General features: G+C 69.9%; 17 protein-coding genes. 8 read left to right on the top strand and 9 right to left on the bottom strand.

Going from position 1 to position 21,749, the window contains the following annotated elements; translation table 11 throughout:
• Positions 1–45: 45 nt before the first annotated feature.
• The 7 genes from Q7L65_RS03310 to Q7L65_RS03280 all read right to left on the bottom strand — a co-directional run bounded on the left by Q7L65_RS03310 (position 46) and on the right by Q7L65_RS03280 (position 7,490).
• On the bottom strand, positions 46–798 hold the full coding sequence (locus Q7L65_RS03310) for a hypothetical protein (RefSeq protein WP_304718808.1): 753 nt from the start codon (positions 796–798) through the stop codon (positions 46–48).
• 14 nt (positions 799–812) lie between these two features.
• Positions 813–1,577 carry a hypothetical protein gene (locus Q7L65_RS03305; protein ID WP_304718807.1) on the bottom strand — a complete coding sequence of 255 codons (765 nt, stop codon included), beginning with the start codon at positions 1,575–1,577 and terminating at the stop codon, positions 813–815.
• A gap of 167 nt (positions 1,578–1,744) precedes the next feature.
• Complete coding sequence (locus Q7L65_RS03300) at positions 1,745–2,794, bottom strand: substrate-binding domain-containing protein (protein ID WP_304718806.1); 1,050 nt, start codon at positions 2,792–2,794, stop codon at positions 1,745–1,747.
• A gap of 37 nt (positions 2,795–2,831) precedes the next feature.
• Positions 2,832–3,857 (bottom strand): ABC transporter permease, encoded by a 1,026-nt coding sequence (locus tag Q7L65_RS03295; protein ID WP_304718805.1) that lies wholly within the window; start codon positions 3,855–3,857, stop codon positions 2,832–2,834.
• Entirely contained in the window at positions 3,854–5,380 is a 1,527-nt protein-coding gene (locus tag Q7L65_RS03290; RefSeq protein ID WP_304718804.1) for a sugar ABC transporter ATP-binding protein, read from the bottom strand. Before Q7L65_RS03290 ends, Q7L65_RS03295 begins: the two co-directional genes overlap by 4 nt.
• Positions 5,377–6,300 (bottom strand): sugar phosphate isomerase/epimerase, encoded by a 924-nt coding sequence (locus Q7L65_RS03285; RefSeq protein WP_304718803.1) that lies wholly within the window; start codon positions 6,298–6,300, stop codon positions 5,377–5,379. Before Q7L65_RS03285 ends, Q7L65_RS03290 begins: the two co-directional genes overlap by 4 nt.
• Entirely contained in the window at positions 6,297–7,490 is a 1,194-nt protein-coding gene (locus tag Q7L65_RS03280; RefSeq protein ID WP_304718802.1) for a Gfo/Idh/MocA family protein, read from the bottom strand. The genes Q7L65_RS03285 and Q7L65_RS03280 overlap by 4 nt, the downstream gene beginning before the upstream one ends.
• Positions 7,491–7,621: 131 nt before the next feature.
• On the opposite strand from Q7L65_RS03280, the gene Q7L65_RS03275 reads away from it, so the two are divergent.
• On the top strand, positions 7,622–8,833 hold the full coding sequence (locus Q7L65_RS03275) for an ROK family transcriptional regulator (protein WP_304718801.1): 1,212 nt from the start codon (positions 7,622–7,624) through the stop codon (positions 8,831–8,833).
• A 130-nt stretch (positions 8,834–8,963) separates the two neighbouring features.
• Here Q7L65_RS03275 and Q7L65_RS03270 read toward each other — a convergent pair whose 3' ends face one another.
• Positions 8,964–11,117 (bottom strand): glutamine synthetase III, encoded by a 2,154-nt coding sequence (locus tag Q7L65_RS03270; RefSeq protein WP_304718800.1) that lies wholly within the window; start codon positions 11,115–11,117, stop codon positions 8,964–8,966.
• Between the two features lie 526 nt (positions 11,118–11,643).
• The gene (locus Q7L65_RS03265; RefSeq protein ID WP_304718799.1) at positions 11,644–12,258 is read right to left on the bottom strand and encodes a hypothetical protein; all 615 of its coding nucleotides are present in this window, start codon (positions 12,256–12,258) and stop codon (positions 11,644–11,646) included.
• 282 nt (positions 12,259–12,540) lie between these two features.
• On the opposite strand from Q7L65_RS03265, the gene Q7L65_RS03260 reads away from it, so the two are divergent.
• From Q7L65_RS03260 to Q7L65_RS03230, 7 genes are all read left to right on the top strand, one after another.
• Positions 12,541–13,281 (top strand): ABC transporter permease, encoded by a 741-nt coding sequence (locus tag Q7L65_RS03260; RefSeq protein WP_304718798.1) that lies wholly within the window; start codon positions 12,541–12,543, stop codon positions 13,279–13,281.
• 34 nt (positions 13,282–13,315) lie between these two features.
• Positions 13,316–14,341, top strand: coding sequence for an ABC transporter ATP-binding protein (locus Q7L65_RS03255; RefSeq protein WP_304718797.1), 1,026 nt, complete (start codon positions 13,316–13,318; stop codon positions 14,339–14,341).
• A gap of 68 nt (positions 14,342–14,409) precedes the next feature.
• Complete coding sequence (locus Q7L65_RS03250; RefSeq protein ID WP_304718796.1) at positions 14,410–15,750, top strand: MlaD family protein; 1,341 nt, start codon at positions 14,410–14,412, stop codon at positions 15,748–15,750.
• Positions 15,747–17,252, top strand: coding sequence for an MlaD family protein (locus Q7L65_RS03245; protein WP_304718795.1), 1,506 nt, complete (start codon positions 15,747–15,749; stop codon positions 17,250–17,252). Before Q7L65_RS03250 ends, Q7L65_RS03245 begins: the two co-directional genes overlap by 4 nt.
• Complete coding sequence (locus Q7L65_RS03240) at positions 17,249–18,715, top strand: MlaD family protein (RefSeq protein WP_304718794.1); 1,467 nt, start codon at positions 17,249–17,251, stop codon at positions 18,713–18,715. Before Q7L65_RS03245 ends, Q7L65_RS03240 begins: the two co-directional genes overlap by 4 nt.
• 26 nt (positions 18,716–18,741) lie before the next feature.
• A complete protein-coding gene (locus tag Q7L65_RS03235) occupies positions 18,742–20,418 on the top strand; it encodes an MlaD family protein (RefSeq protein ID WP_304718793.1) in 1,677 nt (558 codons plus the stop codon).
• Positions 20,415–21,743: an MlaD family protein gene (locus Q7L65_RS03230; protein ID WP_304718792.1), complete on the top strand. Its 1,329-nt coding sequence runs from the start codon at positions 20,415–20,417 to the stop codon at positions 21,741–21,743. The genes Q7L65_RS03235 and Q7L65_RS03230 overlap by 4 nt, the downstream gene beginning before the upstream one ends.
• Positions 21,744–21,749 lie beyond the last annotated feature (6 nt).

The following is a 21,749-nucleotide window of genomic DNA, read 5'->3' as shown; positions in this document are numbered from 1 at the left end:
CTTGACACGCTCGTGCCAAGGTTGGGTGGGAGCGTCGCGTCGCCCTCAGTTCTGTCTGGGGGCGGGGGAGGTGATCAGCGGCTGCACGACGACCTCGGTGCCGCCGACGTCGGTGGTCGCGCCGTTGTCCGCCTCGTACCCGAGCGCGCAGTAGAGGATCGCTCGCTCGCCGGCGAACGACATCACCGTCGCGACGCTGGGAGCGCCGTCCGCACGGCCGGTGAGGTCGAGCGACAAGCTGCGCAGCGTGCAGCCGTTGGTGCTCGGCGCGCCCGGGGCGGGCCCGCCGCGCGGGCGCAGCGCGACGACCGAGACGCCGGCGGGAATCTCCGCGAACAGCGTGACCGTGGGTTCAGCCGAGAAGCCGATGCCCTCTTTGCGCGTGCTGATGACGCTCGGCTGCGGCACTCTCGCGACGACGATCGGGGCACCGGGCGCCGGGGCGGAGGGCGCGCCCGGCGCGCCGGGCGCGCCGGTTCTGCCGGCGGATCCGCTGCTGCCGCTGCCTCTGCCGGCGAGCGGGCGCGGTCTGCCCCAGCCCTGTCTGGTCTTGGGGCCCCACAACGTGCGGTCGCGCGTGCGCAGATAGACGTCGCCGACTCTGCCGAGCCGCAGTGACGGCTTGCCGCGGCCGCTCAGCACGACGCCGCGGGCTCTGCGCTTGCCGTGCTGCTGGGTCTTGTGCGCGGCGGCTCTGGTGCCGCCCGTGCCGCCCGTGCCGGCGTCGGCGATCGGCGCCGCGACGAGTGCCAGCGCGGCGCCCATCAGCAGCGGCAGTACCTGCTTCGGTGTCAGCATCGCGTTCCGCTCCCTCACGCAAGGCCGGTCGGCAGCGCGATGTTGCTCTGCTGGATGAACACTCTCGTGCCGGCGACGGTGCCCTCGCGGCTGTCGCCGGGCGTCACGCCGGCGACGCATCTGAGGTGTGCGGTCGTGCCGGACGTCGGGACGACGGCCAGCGTGCTGACCGGGGCGCCGAGCTCGCCGCTGCCATACAGGGCGAAGCCGGCGCCGGTCAGCGTGCAGCCGGGGGAGTTGAACATGCCGCCGGTGTAGCCGCGCGGCCAGAGCGTGACGAGCGAGATCCCGACCGGCAGCGCCACGTCGAGCTCGATCGTCACGTCGTCGATCTCTCTCTGCGCGTCTGCGTCCCAGTGCGCGGAGACGAGTCCCGGCTGAGGGATCTCGGCGAGTTGCGTCGCCACGCCGAAGCTCGGCGTCAGCGACGGGCCGGCGGGGCCGGTCGCGCCCGTTCTGCCGGCCGTGCCGGTTCTGCCGGCGGGCCCCTGTCTGGCGAGCGGGCGCGGTCTGCCCCAGCCGCGTCTGGTCTTGGGCCCCCAGAGCGCGCCGTCGCTGCTGCGCAGGTAGACGTCGCCGACTCTGCCGAGCCGCGGTGACGGCTTGCCGCGGCCGCTCAGCACGACGTGGTGCGCCGGCGTTCTGCCGCGCTTGGCCTTGTGCGTCGCCGATCTGTGCGCGGTCCTGCCCTTGGCCGGTGCGGCGTCGGCCAGTGGACCGGCCCCGAGGGCGACCACTGCACCCGCCAGCAGAGGAAGCGCCCGCTTGCGTGACGACATCGTGTTCCTTCCCGTCCGTTTCGCCGCGCGTGTGCGCGCGGCGCCCCCGGGCCCCACGGGGCCCGTTCTCTGCCTTCTTGAACGCCCGACGCCGATCAAGGTTGCGCTGACGCGCCAAAACGCGACGGTCCCGGCGCTCCGCGGGGAGGAGCGCCGGGGGCAGGCGCCTAGTTGAAGGCGTATTCCTCGTACTCGTCGACGTTCTCCTGCGTGACCGTCGCGGCGGGGACGATCAGCTGGCGCGGCACCTCCGGCGGCACCAGCTCCTCGAAGCCCTCGCCGAGCGCGATCAGGCGCGCCATGTTGACGGCCGAGGCGGCCATCGCCGGGTTGTAGAGGAAGGTCGCGGCGTACAGCCCGCCCTCTCTGATCTGCGCCATCGCGTCCTCGGAGCCGCCGACGCCGGTCAGAAACATCTCGTCGTCGCGGTCGGCGTTGCGGATCGCCTGCACGACGCCCTGCGCCATGTCGTCATCGTGCGTGTAGACGGCGTCGATTCTGTCCTGTGCCTGGAGGATGTTCTCCATCGCGCGCAGGCCGGTGTCGGGGTTGAAGTCGCCCGGCTGTCTGGCGACGATCTCGATGCCGCCGTCGGGGCAGGCCTTTCTGAGCTGCTCGGCGAAGCCGGCCGAGCGCTCCTCCGTGACCGAGATCCCGGCGAGCCCCTGGATCTCGACGACGTTGCCCGCGCATCTGAGTCTGTCGGCGATGTAGTCGGCGGCCGAGACGCCGATCTGGTGATTGTCGCCGAGGATCGTCGCGGTCGCCGCGTCGGGCGCCGAGAAGAGCCGGTCGACGTTGATGACCGGGATCCCCGCCGCCTCGGCTCTCTGCGCGACCGGCGTCAGCGCCTCGCCGTCCTGCGGCAGCACGACGAGCGCGTCCGGTCTGTCGGCGATCGCCTGCTCGATCTGCTGCGCCTGCGAGTCGGCGTCGGCCGCCTCCAGCAGGCGGAAGTCGACGTCGTCGAATCTGTCGGCGGCGGCCTGCGCGTTCTTCGAGATCGCGCCGAGCCAGCCGTGGTCGGTCGGCGGCACGCTGGCGACGATTCTCACCGTGCCGCCCGAGTCCTCCGCGGCTGCGCTGTCTCTGGCGGCCGTGTCGACGGCGGCGGCGGTCGTCGTGCCGCCCTCGTCGTCGTCACCGCCGCAGGCCGCGGCGCCGAATGCGAGCACCGTCGCGGCGGTGAGCGCCATCAATGGTCGTGTGAGCGACATGTCCCGTCCCTCCTCCTGCTGTCGTTTGACCTCCTCCTCACAACCGTGCCTCCGGTCGCTGCAGCAGCACCGCACCGAGCACGATCGCGCCCTTCACCACCTGCTGGACCTCCGTCGAGAGGTTCAGCTGCGTCATCAAGCTGAAGATCAGCGCGAACGTCAGCACCCCGAGGAACGTGCCACCGATCGTCGCGCGCCCGCCCGCGAGACTCGTGCCGCCGATCACGACAGCCCCGATCGCGTCGAGCTCGTAGAGGTTGCCGCTGACCGGCGAGGCGGAGCCCAGGCGGGCGCACAGCAGCACCGCCGCGACCCCGGCGAGCAGGCCGGAGAGCACGTACACGCTGAGGATCGTCCGCCGCACCGGCACGCCGGCGATCCGCGCCGCCTCGCGGTTGCCGCCGACGGCGACGACCCAGCGGCCGTAGCGCGTGCGGTTGAGCACGACCCACCCGGCGATCACGACACCGAGGAAGACGTAGACAGAGACGGGGATCCCGACGATCCGCCCGGTCCCGAACCACAGCAGCGAGAAGGCGGCCGGGTCGCCGAACGAGCCGCCGTTGAGGTCGAGCAGGCTGACCGGCAGCTTGTCGTTCAGCAGCAGCGAGATCCCGCGCGCGATCGAGAACATCGCCAGCGTCGCGATGAACGGCACGACGCGGCCGTAGGCGATCGCGATCGCGTTGACCGATCCGAGCGCGGTCGCGAAGAAGAGCGTGCCGAGGATGAAGACGAGCGTCGAGCCCTCGGGGTCGACGAGGATCCCGCCGAACATGCCGGCGGCGGCGAGCATCGAGCCGACCGAGAGGTCGATGCCGGCGGTCGCGATCACGAAGGTCATGCCGATCGCGAGCACGCCGACGACGCTCGCCTGCGTGAGCATGTTGCGGACGTTGTCCCACGTCGGGAAGCTGTCGGGCTTGAGGATCGAGCCGGCGACGAACAGCGCGATCACCACGATCACGAGCGCGTACTCCTGCAGGCGCAGGCCCGCGACTCTGCGCCGCAGCGTCGCGCTCAGCGCCGTCTCACCTCCGCCCTTGACAGGCGCCGTGCTCATGTGACCTCCTCGATCAGGTCGCTCGTCTCCGTGTGCGCGACGGCGTGGCGCAGCAGCTCGCGCTCGCTCGCCTGCTCGCCCGTGACCTCGTGGACCGCCTCGCCCTCGCGCATCACGACGATCCGGTCGCAGATGCCGACCAGCTCGCCCAGCTCGGAGGAGACGACCAGCACCGCGACCCCCTCGCGCGCGAGGTCGACGATGACGCGGTACAGCTCGCCCTTCGTCGCGACGTCGACGCCGCGCGTCGGCTCGTCCAGCAGCAGCACGCGGCAGCGGTGCAGCAGCCAGCGCGCCAGCACGACCTTCTGCTGGTTGCCGCCGGACAGTTCGCGCACGATCCGCTCGCCGTCGGCCGGGACGGTCTTCAGCCGTCGCAGCAGCTCGCCGGTCGCGGCGCGCTCGGCGCGCACGTTCAGCAGGCCGCGCTCGAAGCGGGCGAGATCGGCGAGGCTGACGTTCTTCGTCTGACTCCACTCCAGCAGCAGCCCCTGCGACTTGCGGTCCTCCGGGGCGAACCCCAGGCCGGCGGCGATCGCGCGGTCGGGGCGGCCGGGCGGCAGCGGGCGGCCGTCGAGCAGCACCTCGCCGGCCTCCGGGCGGTCGAGGCCGTAAACGAGCCGCAGCAGCTCGGTGCGGCCGGAGCCGACCAGCCCGCCGAGGCCGACGACCTCGCCGGCCCGCAGCTGGAGGCTGACGCCGCGCACCATCGGCAGTCGCCGCAGCCCACGCAGCTCCAGCACGACCTCGCCGGCAGCGCCGGCGCGATCGGGGTAGAGCTGCTGCGCTCTCTGCCCGACCATCAGCTCGACGAGCCGGTCGGTCGGCGTGTCGGCCGGCAGCCCGGTGGCGGCGGTGCGGCCGTCGGAGAGGACGGTGACGCGATCGCCGATGCGGCGGATCTCGTCGAGCCGGTGCGAGATGTAGACGACCGCGACGCCGTCGGCGGCCAGCCGCCGCACGACCTCGAACAGCGTCTCGATCTCGCCGTCGTCGAGGATCGCCGACGGTTCGTCCATGATCAGCAGCCGAACGTCGTGCGACAGCGCGCGGGCGATCGAGACGACCTGCCGCGCCGCCGGTCGCAGCGCGAGGACGCGCGTGCCCGGGTCGATCGCCTCGTGACCGAGCCGTGCCAGCAGGGCGGCCGTCTCGCGCCGCATCCGCTCGCGGTCGAGGAACGGTCCGCGGCGCGGCTCGTGCGCGAGGAAGACGCTCTGCGCGACGGTCAGCTCCTCGACCAGGTCGAGCTCCTGGTAGATCGTCGCGACGCCGCGCGCCAGCGTCGCGGCCGGGTCGGCGACCGGCAGCGGCTCGCCGTCGAGCAGGATCTCGCCCGCGGTCGGGGCGACCGCGCCCGCGACGCACTTGATCAGCGTCGACTTGCCGGCGCCGTTGGGGCCGAGCAGGCAGTGGACCTCGCCGCGGGCGACGGCGAAGTCGACGCCGCGCAGCGCCTCGACGCCGGGATAGCGTTTGACGAGCCCGCGGACCTCCAGCCGCGCCGTCGCGTCGCCGCTCATCCGACCACCAGCCCGCGCAGCGTGCCGTGGGCGATCCGCAGCCCCTGCTCGACTCTCTGCGGCGTCCCGCCCCAGATCGGGTCCTCGTGCTCGACCGACAGCACGCCGTCGAAGCCGCCCGCGTAGAGCGTGTCGAGATAGCGGCGCCAGTCGACGGCGCCGAGGCCGGGAATCCGGTAGCGCCACCAGCCCGCCTCCCAAGGCTCCTCCGTGCGCGTCGAGAGGCGGCCGAAGAAGCCGTAGCGGTCGCGTCTGGCGGGGAAGGTCTCTGCGTCCTTCGCGTGCGCGTGGATGACGCGGTCGACGTACGGCTCCAGCGCGGCGACCGGGTCGATCCCGAGCCACAGCAGATGGGAGGGGTCGAAGTTGAGCCACAGCCCGAGCCCGAACATCCATTCCCACAGCTCCGGCGAGTAGGCGAGGTTGCCGGGGTAGCCGTCGGGGTGCCAGCCCTCCATCACGCAGTTCTCGACCATCAGGCGGACGCCGCGCTCGCCGGCGTAGTCGACGAGCGGCGGCAGCACGCGCTCGGCCTCGCGCAGATTCTCCGCGACCGAGCGGCTCGGGTCGCGTCCGACGAAGGTCCCGACCGGGACGCCGCCGAGCGCCGCCGCGGCGTCGACGCAGGCGCGCAGGTGCGCGTGGTAGCCGGCCCGCACGGCCGGGTCGGGGTGGAGGTTGTTGTCGTAGTAGGCGAGCGCCGAGAGCGTCAGGCCGTTGTCGGCGAGCGCCGTGCGGACGCGCTCGGCCTCGCGTTCGTCGAAGGCGTCGGCGGCGAGGTGAGAGGCGGTGAAGGGGCGGTCGCCGAGCGTCGGCCAGGCGGCCAACTCGAGCGCCTCGTAGCCGTTCGCGCCCGCCCACGCGGCGACCTGATCGAGCGAGCGCTCGGGCATGCAGGAGGTCAGCAGGCCCAGTCTCACGCGCGCGTCTCCGCAGCAGCCGTCGTGCTCAGCGGTGCCGGGACGGCCGTCCAGGCGCCGTCGCGGGCGGCCGAGGCGAGCACCGCCTCGGTGATCCGTGCGGCGCGCAGCCCGTCGGCGAAGCGGGGGAGGCCGTCGGGGGCGACGCCGTCGCGGATCGCGGCGTAGAGGTCGGTGACGAAGCCGTCGAAGCAGTCGCCGTAGCCCTGCGGGTGGCCGGCCGGCAGCGTCACCAGCCGCGCCGCCGCCGGCGACAGCAGCGCCGGGTCGCGCTCGATCACACTCGCACCGTCGCGCTCGCCGCGCCACAGCCGCTCCGGCTGCTCCTGGTCGAAGACGAGCGATTCCTCGGCGGCGTCCCACTCGATCCAGAGATGGTTCTTGCGACCCTGCGAGAGCTGGCTGACGACGACGTTGCCGAGCGCGCCCCGGTCGGTCTCGAACTGCACCAGCGCGACGTCCTCGGTCGAGACCGGGCGGCGCGGTCCTGCGTCGTCGGCGCCGTCGTCGTCGCGCGCGAACGCGGGCCGGCCGCCGGCGGCGCTGCGCTGCGGCACCATCGTCGCGGTCCGCGCGCTGAGGCGGCTGATGCGGTGGCCGGAGACGAACTCGGCGAGATCGCACCAGTGCGAGCCGATGTCCGCGAACGCGCGCGAGCGCCCGCCGAGCGCCGCCGTCACGCGCCAGTTGTCGTCGCTGGGACGTGACAGCCAATCCTGCAGGTAGGTGCCGTGGATCAGCCGCAGCGGGCCGCTGCGGCCGTCGTGCAGCCGCTCGCGCGCCTCGCGCACGAGCGGGTGGTAGCGGTAGACGAAGGGGACGCCGTCCCAGCGACCGCATGCCGCCGCCAGCTCGACGAGCGCGCCGGCACCGGCGCTGTCGAGCGCGAGCGGCTTCTCGCAGATCACGTGCTTGCCGGCGTCCAGCGCCGCACGGCTCAACGGCAGGTGGAGGTGGTTGGGGGCGCAGATGTGGACGACGTCGACGTCGTCGGCGACGACCAGCTGCTCGGCCGAGGCGCAGGCGCGCTCGGCGCCGAGTCGCCGCGCGGCCTCCGCGGCCGACCGCTCGCTCGATGCGGCGACGGCCGTCAGGCGGGCCCCGGCAAGCCGGGCAGAGCGGGCGTGGACCGCGCCGATGAAGCCCGCGCCGACGATGCCGGCGCGCAGCGGATGAGCTCCTCCACTCACAGGTCCGACACTCCCATACCCTTTTGTCGGTTGTCAAGCCAAAAGCTTGTTTGACAAACATCAAAAGATACGGATCAAGCGATTCCCGGCGATGCAAGATCGCTTGACGGCAATGCTTTACTTCCGACGTGGTGGCAGCGAGCGACGAGCACGGTGACGGCGCCAAGGCAGCCGTCGGGGAGGCGGCGACAGCCGGCGCGATGCTCCATGTGATCCGTGCGGCCGGCACGCTGACGCGCGCGGAGCTGGCCCGGCGCACAGGCCTCGCCCGCTCGACCGTCGCGCAGCGCGTCGACGCCCTGCTGCGCCACGAGCTGCTGCACGAGGTCGGCGGCGACTCGACCGGCGGCCGCCCGGCGGCGGCGCTCGCCTTCAACGACGGCTCCGGCGTCGTGCTCTGCGCCGACCTCGGCGCGACCCACTCGCGGCTGGCCGTCTGCGATCTCGGCGGCGGCGCGCTCGCGGAGGAGGTCGAGGAGGTCGCGATCGCCGACGGCCCCGAGCGCGTGCTGACGCTCGTGCACGAGCGTTTCGGCGCGCTGCTGGAGCAGGCCGGCCGCAGCGCCGCGCAGGTGCGCGGGATCGGCCTCGGCGTGCCCGGCCCGGTCGCCTTCGACCGCGGCGAGCCGGCCAACCCGCCGATCATGCCGGGCTGGGACGGCTTCTCGATCCCCGGCTGGTTCGCCGCTCGTTACGAAGCGCCGGTGCTGGTCGACAACGACGTCAACATCATGGCGCTCGGCGAGCACGCGACGAGCTGGAGCGACAGCCGCCACCTGCTCTTCATCAAGGTCGGCACCGGCATCGGCTGCGGGATCGTCGCCGGCGGGGCGATCCACCGCGGCGCGATGGGCGCGGCCGGCGACATCGGCCACATCCGCCTCGCCGGCCGTGACGAGACCTGCCGCTGCGGCAACGTCGGCTGCCTCGAGGCGGTCTCCGGCGGCGGCGCGATCGCGCGCCGGCTGAGCGCGCTGGGCGTCGAGGCGAGCAGCAGCCGCGACGTCGTGCGGCTGGTGCGCGGCGGCGACGGGCCTGCGACCCAGCTCGTGCGCGAGGCCGGTCGCAACCTCGGCGAGGTGCTCGCCGGCTGCGTCAACTTCTTCAACCCCGAGGTGATCGTCGTCGGCGGCGACGTCGGCCGCGCCTCGCAGCAGCTGCTGGCCGGCGTGCGCGAGGTGATCTTCCAGCGGTCGCTGCCGCTCGCGACCGACGCGCTGCGCGTCGTGCCGAGCGAGCTGGGCGACCGCGCCGGGATCGTCGGCGCCGCCGCGCTCGTGATCGAGCACGTGCTCTCGCCGGCAGCGATCGACCGTGCGCTGCGGCGCGCGGCCGCCGCGTAGGCCCGGCCGGCGGCCTCTGCCCGCCGCCCGCCGCAACGAAGAACACCCGCCAGCTCTGATCGCGGGGAGACCAGAGCTGACGGGCGTTTTCACACTCGCGCGGACGGGCGCGAGAGGCTTGGGTGAGGTCCTACTTGATGAAGAGGATCTCGCTGTACTTGGGGAGCGGCCAGAGGTCGTCGGCGACGACCTTCTCGAGCTTGTCGGCGACCTCGCGGACGGCGTTCATCGCGGGGATCACCTGGTCGAGCAGGAAGTTCGCCCACACCGACGGCGGCTCGTCCTCCTGGTTCTCCTTCAGGTTGACCTGCTCGAGCGCTCTGATCGCCGTCACGAACTCGTCGACGAGCGCCTGCGTCTCGGTCGTCAGCGCGTCGACGCCGGCGGCCTTCAGCAGTGTCAGGTGGCGCAGCGAGGCCGGCAGCAGCAGCGTGCGCGCGATCGTCGCGGCCGTCTCCGCCTCGATGTTGATCTTGACCGCGTACTGCTCGGTGAAGACGTCGTAGCGGGACTCGAGCTCGCGCTCGGAGAGCACGTTGTAGTGCTCGAACACCTTGACGGTGTCCTCGGCGACGAAGTACGGCAGCGCCTCGGGCGTCGTTCTGAGGTTGAGCAGCCCGCGCTGCTCGGCCTCGTCGTGCCACTCCTGCGAGTAGCCGTCGCCGCTGAAGACGACCTTCTTGTGCTCGACCCAGCTCTTCTGCAGGACCGGGGGCAGCGCCTCCTCCAGCGACGCGCCGCCTCTGAGCGCCTCGTCGAGCTGCGCGGCGAGGTCGTCGACCGCCTCGGCGACGATCGTGTTGAGGACCGTGTTCGGCAGTGCGACGGACTGCGTCGAGCCGATCGCGCGGAACTCGAACTTGTTGCCGGTGAAGGCGAACGGGCTCGTGCGGTTGCGGTCGCCGCCGTCGAGCGGCAGCGGCGGCAGCACGTCGGTGCCGAGGCCGAGGAAGGAGCCGGGCACGGCCTCGCCGGCCTCGCCCTTCTCGATCGCGGCGTAGACCGTCTCGAGCTCTCTGCCGAGGAAGACCGAGATGATCGCCGGCGGCGCCTCGTTGGCGCCGAGGCGGTGGTCCTGACCCGGGCCGGCGGCCGTCGCGCGGACGAGGCCCTGGTGCTTGTCGACGGCCTGGATGACCGCGGTGCAGAAGAACAGGAACGACAGGTTGGAGTGCGGCGTCGCGCCCGGGTTCAGCAGGTTGGCGCCGGTGTCCGTGCCCATCGACCAGTTGTTGTGCTTGCCGGAGCCGTTGACGCCCGCGAAGGGCTTCTCGTGCAGCAGGCAGACGAGGCCGTAGCGGCGCGCGACGTTCTGCAGCACCTGCATCGTCAGCTGCTGGTGGTCGGAGCCGACGTTCGAGTTCTCGAAGATCGGCGCGACCTCGTACTGCGCCGGCGCGACCTCGTTGTGGCGCGTCTTGATCGGGACGCCCAACTTCGCCAGCTCCAGCTCGACCTCGAGCATGTAGGCGAGCACGCGCTCCGGGATCGAGCCGAAGTAGTGGTCGTCGAGCTCGTGGCCCTTCGGCGGCTTGGCGCCGAACAGCGTGCGGCCCGTCGTTATGAGGTCGGGGCGCTCGAAGTAGTACTGCTCGTCGATCAGGAAGTACTCCTGCTCGGGCCCGACCGTTGTGAAGATCCTCTGCGACTCCTCGTCGCCGAGCAGGCGCAGCGCTCTGATCGCGGACTTGGAGAGCGCGTCCATCGAGCGCAGCAGCGGGATCTTCGTGTCGAGCGCCTCGCCCGTCCACGACGCGAACGCCGTCGGGATGCAGAGCAGCGCGCCGTTGGGGTTCTCGAGGATGAACGCCGGGCTGGTCGGATCCCAGGCGGTGTAGCCGCGCGCCTCGAAGGTCGCGCGCAGGCCGCCGGTCGGGAACGAGGAGGCGTCGGGCTCGCCCTGGATCAGCTCCTTGCCGGAGAACTCGGCGATCGCCGTGCCCTCGCCGGTCGGGCCGTAGAACGAGTCGTGCTTCTCCGCCGTGAGGCCCGTGAGCGGCTGGAACCAGTGCGCGTAGTGCGTCGCGCCGCGCTCCAGCGCCCACTCCTTCATCGCGAGCGCGACGGAGTCGGCGAGGGAGCTGTCGAGCGCCTCGCCCTGCTCGAGCGTCGACTGCAGCTGCTTGAAGACGGCCTTCGGCAGGCGCTGGCGCTGCTCAGCAGGGCTGAAGACGTTCGCGCCGAACACCTGGTTGTCGGGAAGCGTCAGGTCGATCGCACCGAGCGTCGCACCGTTGGGCGACCACTGGGCCGCAGTGACGTTCTCTTGACGGATTCTGGGCATAGACGGGTGTTGTTCCTTTCCATCGTCCGTGCCGATGTACTTCCGGCGCGGCGCCGCTGATCGGTACGGCGAAGGACGGTGGCTCGTGATTTCCGTGCGCAGCGAGCGTACGAAGGTTCTGCAGAATCGACACTATCCGCATGTCCAAAGGAACGCGGCGACCGTTCGCCCCCTGACATCCGCTCCGACTCTGCTCGCACCACCCGCACGTGCATCTCGCGCGTGACTATGAGTCGACTGAAACGAGTGCCGTCTCGGTCGCGCCGAGATGTGGAGTTTCCGGCGGCGCGTCGGAGGCTTCACACCGGCCTTGGCGAAAGCCCCGACTGGATCTTTCGCCACGTGGCCAAAGATCCGTCGCGTGCGCTTGCGCAGACTGCCCGTACCGTCATCGCGATGCGCCCGCACTCGGCCCGCGGCGCGCTCGACAGCTGTTCCGAACTCGGCTCCGGCATCGTAATGACGGGCGATGCTGGTCCGTGCAGCGCGGGGGCCCGTGGCGTGAGAACGCCGCGGGCCCTTGTGTCTACCTGGCGGGTACGCGCTCGACGGCGCCGCTCGCCGTCACGCGCGCCTGCGCGGGAGCGCGGGAGATCTCGACGTCGAAGCTGCCGGCGACCGGTCTGCCGCCGGGCTGCTCGAGCCGTGCGGCGCCCGGGAGGCTGCCGGCGAGCCGGTAGGTCAGTCTGAATCTGCCCGAACGTATCGCCGTGACTCTCCAGACGAAGTCTCTCTCGGCGCCGGCGGGCATCGGGCCGAGCGCCCACGTGTTCGCGTACGCGGTGTCGCCGCTGTAGGGGCCGTCGTCGACGATCCAGATCGGCCGCGAGCGCGACGACAGCCCGACCTGCTGGTCGAGCGTGCCGAAGGCGGCGGCCTGTGTGCCCTCGCCGGCGGCCTCGATCGTCGCCGCGACGTTCGGGATCCGTCTGCCGCTGGTGTTCTTGATGCTGATCAGCATCTCGGTCTGATCGGCGAGGTGCTGGACGCGCGGGAACGAGTCTCTGACGAGCTCGACGCTGTAGGTGCCGGCGGTGTCGCCGTGGTCCTGGCGCTCGCCGCCGCCGCAGCCGGCGAACGTCAACGCGACGGCCGCGAGGACCGCTGGTGCGCCTCGCAGGATGGCGTCTCTCCCGTGCACAGCGGCGCGAACATACCACGCGACCTGGCACCCGCTCGCCGGTTCCCCGAAGCGGTCAGATCTCCGATCACAGACGTTTATAGAACTGCGTGTCTCTTGCTCGGGGGTCGCGACGGTTCCCGTTTGGCATGCGTCCCAGGCGTGCCATACGCTTTCCCGCGGAAGGTGCCGGTTGAGCCCCTTCTACCCGTGTTTTCCAGGGAGGACGAGAGAGAGATGGTCCGAACGGTCGCCGACCGCGCGTTGCTTCCCACGAGGAACGCCCTCGAGGAAATCGGCGACATGATGATCCTGACGGGCAAGACGATCGTCTCTGCGATTCGGCCGCCGTACCCCTACGGCGGCGAGTTCATCTCGCAGTTCTTGTTCGCCCTGAAGCTGTGCTGGTTCCCGCTGCTGGTCTCGACCGTGGCGTTCGGCTACGGCGCACCGGGGCTGCAGGCGGCCAACTTCCTCGTCCTGTTCGGGGCGCTCGATCGCCTCGGCGGATTCTTCGTGCTCGCCTCGATCCGCGAATTCGCGCCGTTCGTGACCGCGATCGTGCTGGCCGGCGTCGCCGGCACCGCGATCACGGCCGATCTCGGCGCGCGCAAGATCCGCGAGGAGCTCGACGCGCTGCAGGTGCTCGGCGTCGACCCGGTCAAGAACCTCGTCGTGCCGCGCTTCCTCGCGCTGATGCTCGTGACCGGCCTCTTCAACGTCTACGCGCTGCTGTTCGGCATCTTCGGCGGGATCATCGCGACGATCGTCTACGGCGCGCCGCTGGGTCCGTTCTTCGCGACCTTCCTGACGAGCGCGTCGACGACAGACCTGTGGGGCTCGATGCTGAAGACGACGCTCTTCGGCGCGATCATCGCGATCGTCTGCTGTTACAAGGGTATGACCGCCTCAGGCGGCGCAGAGGGCGTCGGTCGCGCAGTCAACCAGGCGGTCGTCATAGCTTTCATGGGCATCTTCGCGTTCAACTACGTCTTCACGCAGACGCTGCTCGCGACCCATCCCGAGATCAACCTGATCCGTTGACGATGGCGCCCGGAACCGACACCAGGAGAGTTTCGTGAGCCGCTCGGACTCCGACAGAGACCGCCTCGACGACGACGTCGTCGAGCGCTACGACGACGCCGCCGTGGAACACGGCGACGTGATCGGCGAGAACGACGATCCCAGCGGGGATCACGACCTCTACCCTGAAGCTGAGCTCGAGCCTGAGAGTCGGGCGCTGGAGCCGCGCGTCTCGGTCGTCTCCGAGCAGCCGCCGGCCGACGTCGTCGGCGCGGACGAGGACGAGTTCCGCTGGCACACCGAGGATCGCCACAGCGTCGAGGGCGTCGAGGACGCCGTCGAGTTCATCGACGTGCACAAGGCGTTCGGGCGCAACGAGGTGCTGCGCGGCCTCAACCTCGGCATCCCCGAGGGCAGAATCTCGATGATCCTCGGCCCGTCCGGCACGGGCAAGTCGGTCTGCATCAAGCACATGGTCGGGCTGCTCTACCCCGACCAGGGCGACATCCTCGTGCACGGCGACTCGGTCCCGAACATGGTCGACGACGACCTCTTCGAGATGCGCAAGAAGTTCGGCGTGCTGTTCCAGGACGGCGCGCTGTTCGGCTCGATGAACCTCTACGACAACGTCGCCTTCCCGTTGCGCCAGCACACGGACAAGGGCGAGGACGAGATCGCCGAGATCGTCAACAGACGGCTCGTCGAGGTCGGCCTCGCTCAGTCGCACGAGAAGATGCCCAACGAGCTGTCCGGCGGCATGCGCAAGCGCGCCGGCTTCGCACGCGCGCTCGTGCTCGATCCGGAGATCGTGCTGTTCGACGAGCCCGACTCGGGCCTCGACCCGGTCCGCACCGCGCTGCTGTGCGAGCTGATCAAGGAGGTGCACGCCGAGAACGGCGGCGCCTACGTCGTGATCACCCACGACATCGCCAGCGCGCGTCGCGTCGCGGAGTTCATCGCGGTGCTGTGGCGCGGGCGGATCGTCGAATCCGGACCTGCGAGAGACCTCTTCAGCTCCGAGAACCCCTTCGTCCGTCAGTTTCTGAGCGGGGAGTCCCAGGGCCCGCTCGGGATGGAGTAGGACGCCCCCGGACCCATCCTCTTGACCGTCGTCCACGTCATCGAACCGGCTTGCCGGGAGGCGCGCACGTGACCGTTGCGCGCGGTGCCGCGCTCGGCGCGCTGCTGCTGGTCGTCGCGATCGTCCTGATCGTGCTGCTCGGCGGTGGCGGCAGCGAGCGCTACAAGCTCGTCTTCGAGACGGCCGGCCAGCTCGTCAGAGGCAACGACGTGCAGATCGGCGGACGTCGCATCGGCAGCGTCGAGGACATCTCGCTGACCGACAACAACCTCGCCGAGGTCACGATCAGCGTCCAGAAGCCGTACGCGCCGCTGCACAGAGGCACGACCGCGGTGATCCGGCTCGCGTCGCTCTCCAGCGTCGCCAACCGCTACATCTCACTCACGCCGGGCCCCAACAGCGCGCCCGAGCTGGCAGCCAACTCGACGCTCGACACCACCGAGACGACATCGGTGGTCGACATCGACCAGCTCTTCAACACGCTCGACGAGAGAACGCGCAGAGGCCTGCAGGACGTGATCCAGGGCTCGGCGACGCAGTACCAGGGCAAGACGAGAGAGGTCTCGGAGGCGGCGAAGTACTTCAGCCCCGCGCTGTCGGCGACGAACAGACTCGTGCGCGAGCTGACGCACGACCAGCAGAACCTCGAGGCCGCGATCGTCAGCGGCGCGCATGTCGTCAGCTCGGTCGCCGAGCGGCGCGAGCAGCTGTCGTCGCTGATCAGCAGCCTCAACATCATGATGGGCGCGATCTCGGGCCAGAACCGCAGCCTCGCGGCGACGCTCGACGAGCTGCCCGGGACGCTGCGCGAGGGGAGCTCGACGTTCCGCGACCTGCGCTCCGCGCTCGACGACCTCGACCCGCTCGTCGACGCGTCGAAGCCGGCGACGAAGAACCTCGCGAGATTCTTCGCCGAGTTCCGCCCGCTCGTCGATGCGGCCGTGCCGACGTTCACCGACCTCAGCGCGTTCGTCAACACGAGCGGCCCGAACAACGACCTGACCGACATCATGCGCCAGCTGCCGGAGCTGCAGCGGGTCGGATCGCCGGCGTTCGCGAACTCCGTCAGCGCGATGCGCAGAGGCCAGCCGGTTGTCGACTTCTTCCGCCCGTACACGCCGGAGCTGGTCGGCTGGCTGCGCAGCTTCGGGCAGGCGTCCGCCAACTACGACGCCAACGGCCACTACACGCGCGCGCTGGCCGACTTCGGCGCGTTCCAGTACTCGCAGGGCGCGGACGGCTCCGAGGTGCTCAACCCGGTCTCGCCGAACCAGCGCTTCGTCGACCAGAGAGCCGACGCGACGCGGCGCTGCCCGGGCGGCGCCAGCCAGGCGCGGCCGGACGGCTCCAACCCGTGGGTCGCGCCGGGCGGCGACTGCGATCCCTCCGACACCCTCACCGGCCCATGAAGCGGCTGCTCGCGATCGCAGGCGTCGTCGCGGCGGTGCTCGTCGTGCTGGTGATCGGCACCGGCGCGCGCTCCGACGACGGCAGCTACAAGGTGCGCGCGATCTTCGACAACGCCGGCTTCCTCGTCGCCGGGGAGGACGTGAAGTCCGCAGGCGTCGTGATCGGCCGGATCGACTCGCTCGACGTGACGCCGCAGAAGAAGGCCGCGGTCGTGCTCGACATCACCGATCCCGCCTTCAAGGACTTCAAGCAGGACGCCAGATGCGCGGTGCGGCTGCAGTCGCTGCTGGGCGAGAAGTACGTCGCCTGCGAGACGACCCAGCCGCGCAACGAGGGCGAGGCGCCGTCGCCGTCGCTGAGACAGATCAGAGACGGCCCGGGCAAGGGCGAGTACCTGCTGCCGCTGGAGCGCAACTCGTCGCCGGTCGACCTCGACATGCTGAACAACATCATGCGGCTGCCCGAGCGGCAGCGGTTCGCGCTGATCCTGAACGAGCTGGGCACCGGCCTGGCGGGCAACGGCGACGAGCTCAGACGCGTGATCCGGCGTGCGAACCCGGCGCTCGACAACTTCGACAGATTCCTCAGAGTGCTGGCCGACGAGAACGTCACGCTGGCGAACCTCGCGCGCGACTCGGACATCGACCTGACGCCGCTCGCCCGCGAGCGCGAGTCGATCAGCAACTTCATCGACAAGGCCGGCGCGACCGCGACCGCGACCGCCGAGAAGGGCGACGCGCTGGAGCGCAACTTCGAGCTGTTCCCGCAATTCCTGCAGGAGCTCGGCCCGACGATGGCGAGACTCGAGCAGTTCTCCGACGCGGCGACCCCGGTCTTCAGCGACCTCGGCGAGGCCGCGCCGTCGATCAACCAGCTGTTCGCCCAGCTCGGCCCGTTCTCGACCGCCGCGCTGCCGACCTTCCGCACGCTCGGCGACGCGGCGGAGATCAGCAGAAGAGCGCTGCTCGCCGCCAGACCGGTGATCCAGGACGTCGACCAGCTGGCGAGAGCGAGCGGCCCGCTGGCGAGAGACTTCTCGCTGGGTCTGGCGAGCCTGAGAGACCAGTACGGGATCCAGAACTTCATGCGGACGGTGCTGGGCTTTGCGGGGGCGACCAACGGCTATGACTCGGTGAGCCATTACTTGCGGACGTTCGTTCAGCTCGGCCTGTGTCTCAGATATGTCGTTGAGCCGACGAGCAGCTGCGACGTCCACTTTGCCAACAGACAATTCATCGAAGACGAGGACGCGGCGAACGCGCAGACGGCAACGGCGCCCGACGCCTCCACGGCCCAAACGCCGCCGCCCGATGGAGCTCTGAGATTTCCGACCGTGACGCTGCCCGCCGCGCAGGTCGATGAGCCTCCGGTCACCGACGACCAGGCAACCGAAGCGCCCACCGCTGACGCGACTGAGGAACAGCAAGTGCCGGCCGAGGCCACCGAGGACCCGCGCGCGGGTGTGCTCGGCTACCTGCTCGGGAGCGAGGCCGTGCGATGAACCGCCGCAGCACATCCGTGGCGGCGAACCCGATCCTGATCGGCGCGGCCACCGTGCTGGTCGTGATCGTCGCGGTCTTCCTCGCCTACAACGCGAACAACGGCCTGCCGTTCGTGCCGACCTACCGGCTCTACGCGCAGGTGCCCGATGCCGCCAACCTCGTGACGGGCAACGAGGTGCGGATGGGCGGCGACCGGATCGGGATCATCTCCTCGATCGACCCGGTCGTGCACAGAAACGGTCGCGTCACGGCAAGACTCACGCTGAAGCTCGACACCACGGTCGATCCGCTGCCGGCGAACTCGACGTTCATCGTGCGCCCGCGCTCGGCGGTCGGCCTCAAGTACCTCGAGGTCACGCGTGGCAACTCCAGCAGAGGACTCGCCGACGGCGCGACGATCCCGCTCGCGAACGCGACGCCGAGACCGGTCGAGATCGACGAGTTCTTCAACATGTTCGACGAGAGAACGCGCGCGGCGAACCAGGCGAACCTGAAGATCTTCGGCGACGCGCTCGCCGGGCGCGGCGTCGACCTCAACGAGGCGATCGTCGAGCTCGACCCGCTGACGAGAAACCTCATACCGGTGATGCAGAACCTGATCTCGCCGGAGACCGACCTGCGCGGCTTCTTCCGCGGGCTCGGGCGCACGGCCGAGGCGATCGTGCCGGTCGCCGAGCAGCAGGGGCAGCTGTTCGTGAACCTGTCGACGACGTTCGACGCCTTCGCCGCGGTCGCACGCCCGTACCTGCAGGACTCGATCACGGGCGGCCCGCCGGCGATGGAGACCGCGATCCGCGACTTCCCGTTCCAGCGCACGTTCCTGGCCGACTCGGCCGAGTTCTTCCGGCTTCTCCAGCCAGGCGCCGCCGAACTGCCGAGTACCGCGCCGCTGTTGGCAGAGGCGTTCACGGTCGGCACCAGAACGATTACGCGTGCCTCCGCTTTGAACGAGCGGCTCGGCCGCTCGATGAGATCGCTGGAGGCGTTCGCCACCGATCCGCAGGTGCCGCTCGGCATCAAGGGCCTCAACAACACCGTCAATGTGTTGTCGCCGACGATCGCGAACCTCTCCGGGATGCAGCAGAATTGCAATTACATCGCGCTGTTGCTGAATAACGCCGCTTCGGTGCTCGGTGACCGTGACTCGAGCCCGACGCCGTCCGGCTCGTGGCTCTCACTTGCACCAATGGGCGCACCGATTGGTCCGAACAGCGAGGCGGGACCTGCGTCGGCCCCAGCCAACGGTGCATCAACCTTCAGCGCAGAGCCGGTCAACCATCTGCACTCGAACCCCTACCCGTACGTGGGTGCGCCCGGGCAGAACGGCATCTGCATGCCGGGCAACGAGAGATACGTGATTGGCAGAACGGTTATAGGTAACCCGGCTGGTCAGCAGCCGAGACGGACCGCCAGAGTCAACAGAGTCCCGTTCGAGTCCTACAGCGAAAACGACACCCCGTGACGCCCGCGAGAGGAGACAGCCGAGCGGTGCCGCCGACGCGTCGCAGACACTGGAGCCGCTTCCGCATCGGCCTGATCGCTCTGATCGTTCTGATCGTTCCGGTCTACCTGGCGTTCACGAAGGACATCCCGTTCACGCACGGCTATCGCGTCACGGCCGTCTTCGAGACCTCGAACAACCTGCGGGCCGGGTCGCCGGTGCGGATCGCCGGCGTCAACGTCGGCAGAGTCAAGTCGGTCGGCCAGTACAAGGACACGAACCTGTCGCAGGTCACGATGGAGATCGGCGATTCCGGGCTGCCGATCCATAGAGACGCGACAGCGAAGATCCGGCCGCGCATCTTCCTCGAGGGCAACTTCTTCGTCGATCTGAGACCGGGCACGCCGGGCTCGCCTGACATTCCGGACGGCGGCACGATCCCCGTCGCGCAGACGTCGACGCCGGTCCAGCTCGACCAGTTGCTGACCGCCTTGCAGTCAGATTCTCGCGAAGACCTCCAGCACGTGCTGGAGGAGTACGGCACCGCGCTGAACTCGAAGCCGACACCTGAGCAGGACGCGGAGCTGCCGCCGTCTGTGCAGGGGCTGAGCGGCGCGGAGGCGATAAACCGCTCCTACGACTCCGCCGGTCCGGCGTTGCAGGGCACGGCAGTCGTCAACGACGCACTCCTCGGTGACAGACCCGGGGACCTGGCGCGCACGATCGCGGGGATCGCGAGACTGGCAAGAGCGCTGGACAGTCGCGAAGGCCAGCTGCAGGACCTGATCGTGAACTTCAACCTCACCGCCAGCGCGTTCGCGAACCAGAGCGGCGCCCTCAGCCGGACGCTTCAGCTGCTGCCCGCCACGCTTGCGACCGCGAGAGACGCGCTGCAGAGCGTCGACGCCGCGCTTCCGTCGACCCGTGCGTTCGCGAAGGAGATCCTGCCAGGCGTCGAGCAGACCGCTGCGACCGTCAACGCCTCGTTCCCGTGGATAGAGCAGACGCGCGCGCTGCTCGGCCCCGATGAGCTGCAGGGGCTGATGGCGCAGCTGACCCCTGCGACGAAGGACCTCGCCGCGTTGACGAACCAGTCGATCAAGCTGCTGCCCCAGATCGACAACTTCGCGCAGTGCTTCGACAAGGTGATCCTGCCCGCGGGCAACGTGAAGCTCGACGATGGTGCGCTCAGCACTCGTCGCTCGGATGGCAGCGTCGTAGAGGCGTACAAGGAGTTTTGGTACGGCCTCGTCGGTATGGCCAGTGGCGGGCAGAGCTTCGATGGGAATGGGGCGTCTCTTCGCGCCAACGCAGGTAGCGGCGAATGGCAGGTCCAGCCCGGCTACTCGAAGTACTCGGCGATCGGCGACAGACGAGGCAGAACGCTCGTCGGCAATGCCACGGACAGACCGCTCGGCACTCGTCCGCTCTACCCGAGAAGTGCTCCACTGATCACGACGAGCCGTCCTTGCAAGAGCAACGGCGTTCCGAACCTCAACGGACCCCAAGCTGGTCCGGGGGCGGCGCCGCGAAGCATCGTCGTGCCGACGCCTCCGCCGATTATCAGAGAGACCAGCACGGACACCACGACCACGACGGGCGCGACGCCGTCGCCAGCTCCCGCCACCAGTTCTGTAGACCAGCAGGCAGCCGCAAACTCGGACTCGCTCGGCGCCCAGCTGCTCCAGCGCCTCAACCCGCTCGCGAACGGTGGCGGCAGATGAAGACGGCGATCCGCAAGCATCTGCGCGACTTCATAGCGATCCTCGGCCTCGTCATCGTCGCGGCGATAGTCGGCGGCTACATCCTCTCCAATCAGCGGATCTACTTCCCGAGCTGGGTGCCGGTGCTCGGGCAGGACGACTTCATCCTGAAAGGCGAGTTCTCCACGGCGCAGGCGATCACGCCGGGCCAGGGCCAGACGGTCGACGTCGCCGGCGTGCAGGTCGGCGAGATCTCCAACGTCCAGCTCGAGAACGGTCGCGCGATCGTGACGATGCGCGTCGATCGCAGATACGACCAGATCTACGACAACGCGACCATGCTGCTGCGGCCGAAGACGGGCCTGAAGGACATGGTCGTGGAACTCGACCCCGGCTCCAGAAGAGGCGGGGGCAGACGCGTGCCGGATGGCTACACCGTGCCCGTCTCGCAGACGCTGCCCGACGTGAACCTCGACGAGATCCTGGCCGTGCTCGACGGCGACACGCGCACCTACCTGCAACTGCTGCTCAACAGCGCCGCCGTCGGCTTGACCGGCAACGGCAGAGAGCTGGCGCAGGTCTTCCGTCGCTTCGACCCGCTCGCCAGAGACGCGCAGCGCGCGACCGAGCTGCTGAGAACGCGCCGTAGACACATCCGACGCGCGATCACGAACTTCGGCGTGCTGACGAATTCGCTCAGCAGAGACGACCAGAAGCTCGCACAGTTCGTCGACAGCTCGCAGGCGGTCTTCAGACGCTTCGCCGCGCAGGGCGACAACATCGAGCAGACGCTTGCGCTGCTGCCGTCCACGCTGCAGCAGACGCAGTCGGCGCTGTCGGCGACGAGAGAGTTCGCCGACACGGCTGGCCCCGCGTTGGAGAGCCTGCGGCCGTTCGCGCGCGAGCTCGGCCCGGCACTGACCGCGACGCGGCCGTTCCTGAAGGAGACGACGCCGATCATCCGTGATCAGATCCGGCCCTTCACCGTCGCCGCCACGCCGGTGATCGAGGAGCTGCGCCCGGCGGCGCAGAAGCTCGCGGCGGCATCGCCTGATCTCGTCAGAACGTTCGGGATCCTCAACGAGTTCTTCAACGCGCTTGCGTACAGAGGCGGGCAGGAGGGCTACCTCTTCTACTTGACCTGGCTCGGCCATCTTGCGAACTCGGCGCTCGGGACTCAGGACGCGATGGGCGCGAACCTGCGTGCGGCGCTCTACGTCAACTGCTTCAACCTGAGAGCGATCGGAGGCGTCAAGGGCGCTGACGAGCCAGCTGGTGCCGCCATCACACTCGCCACGCAGCTTTCCAATCTGCCCGACACCTCGCCAGCGTTTTGTGGGAGATGAGGAGCT

It is taken from the genome of Conexibacter sp. CPCC 206217 (assembly GCF_030646165.1).
Taxonomy (GTDB): Bacteria; Actinomycetota; Thermoleophilia; order Solirubrobacterales; family Solirubrobacteraceae; genus Conexibacter.
Note: the sequence above shows the minus strand (reverse complement) of the source record. Positions and strands in the feature narration are given on the sequence as shown.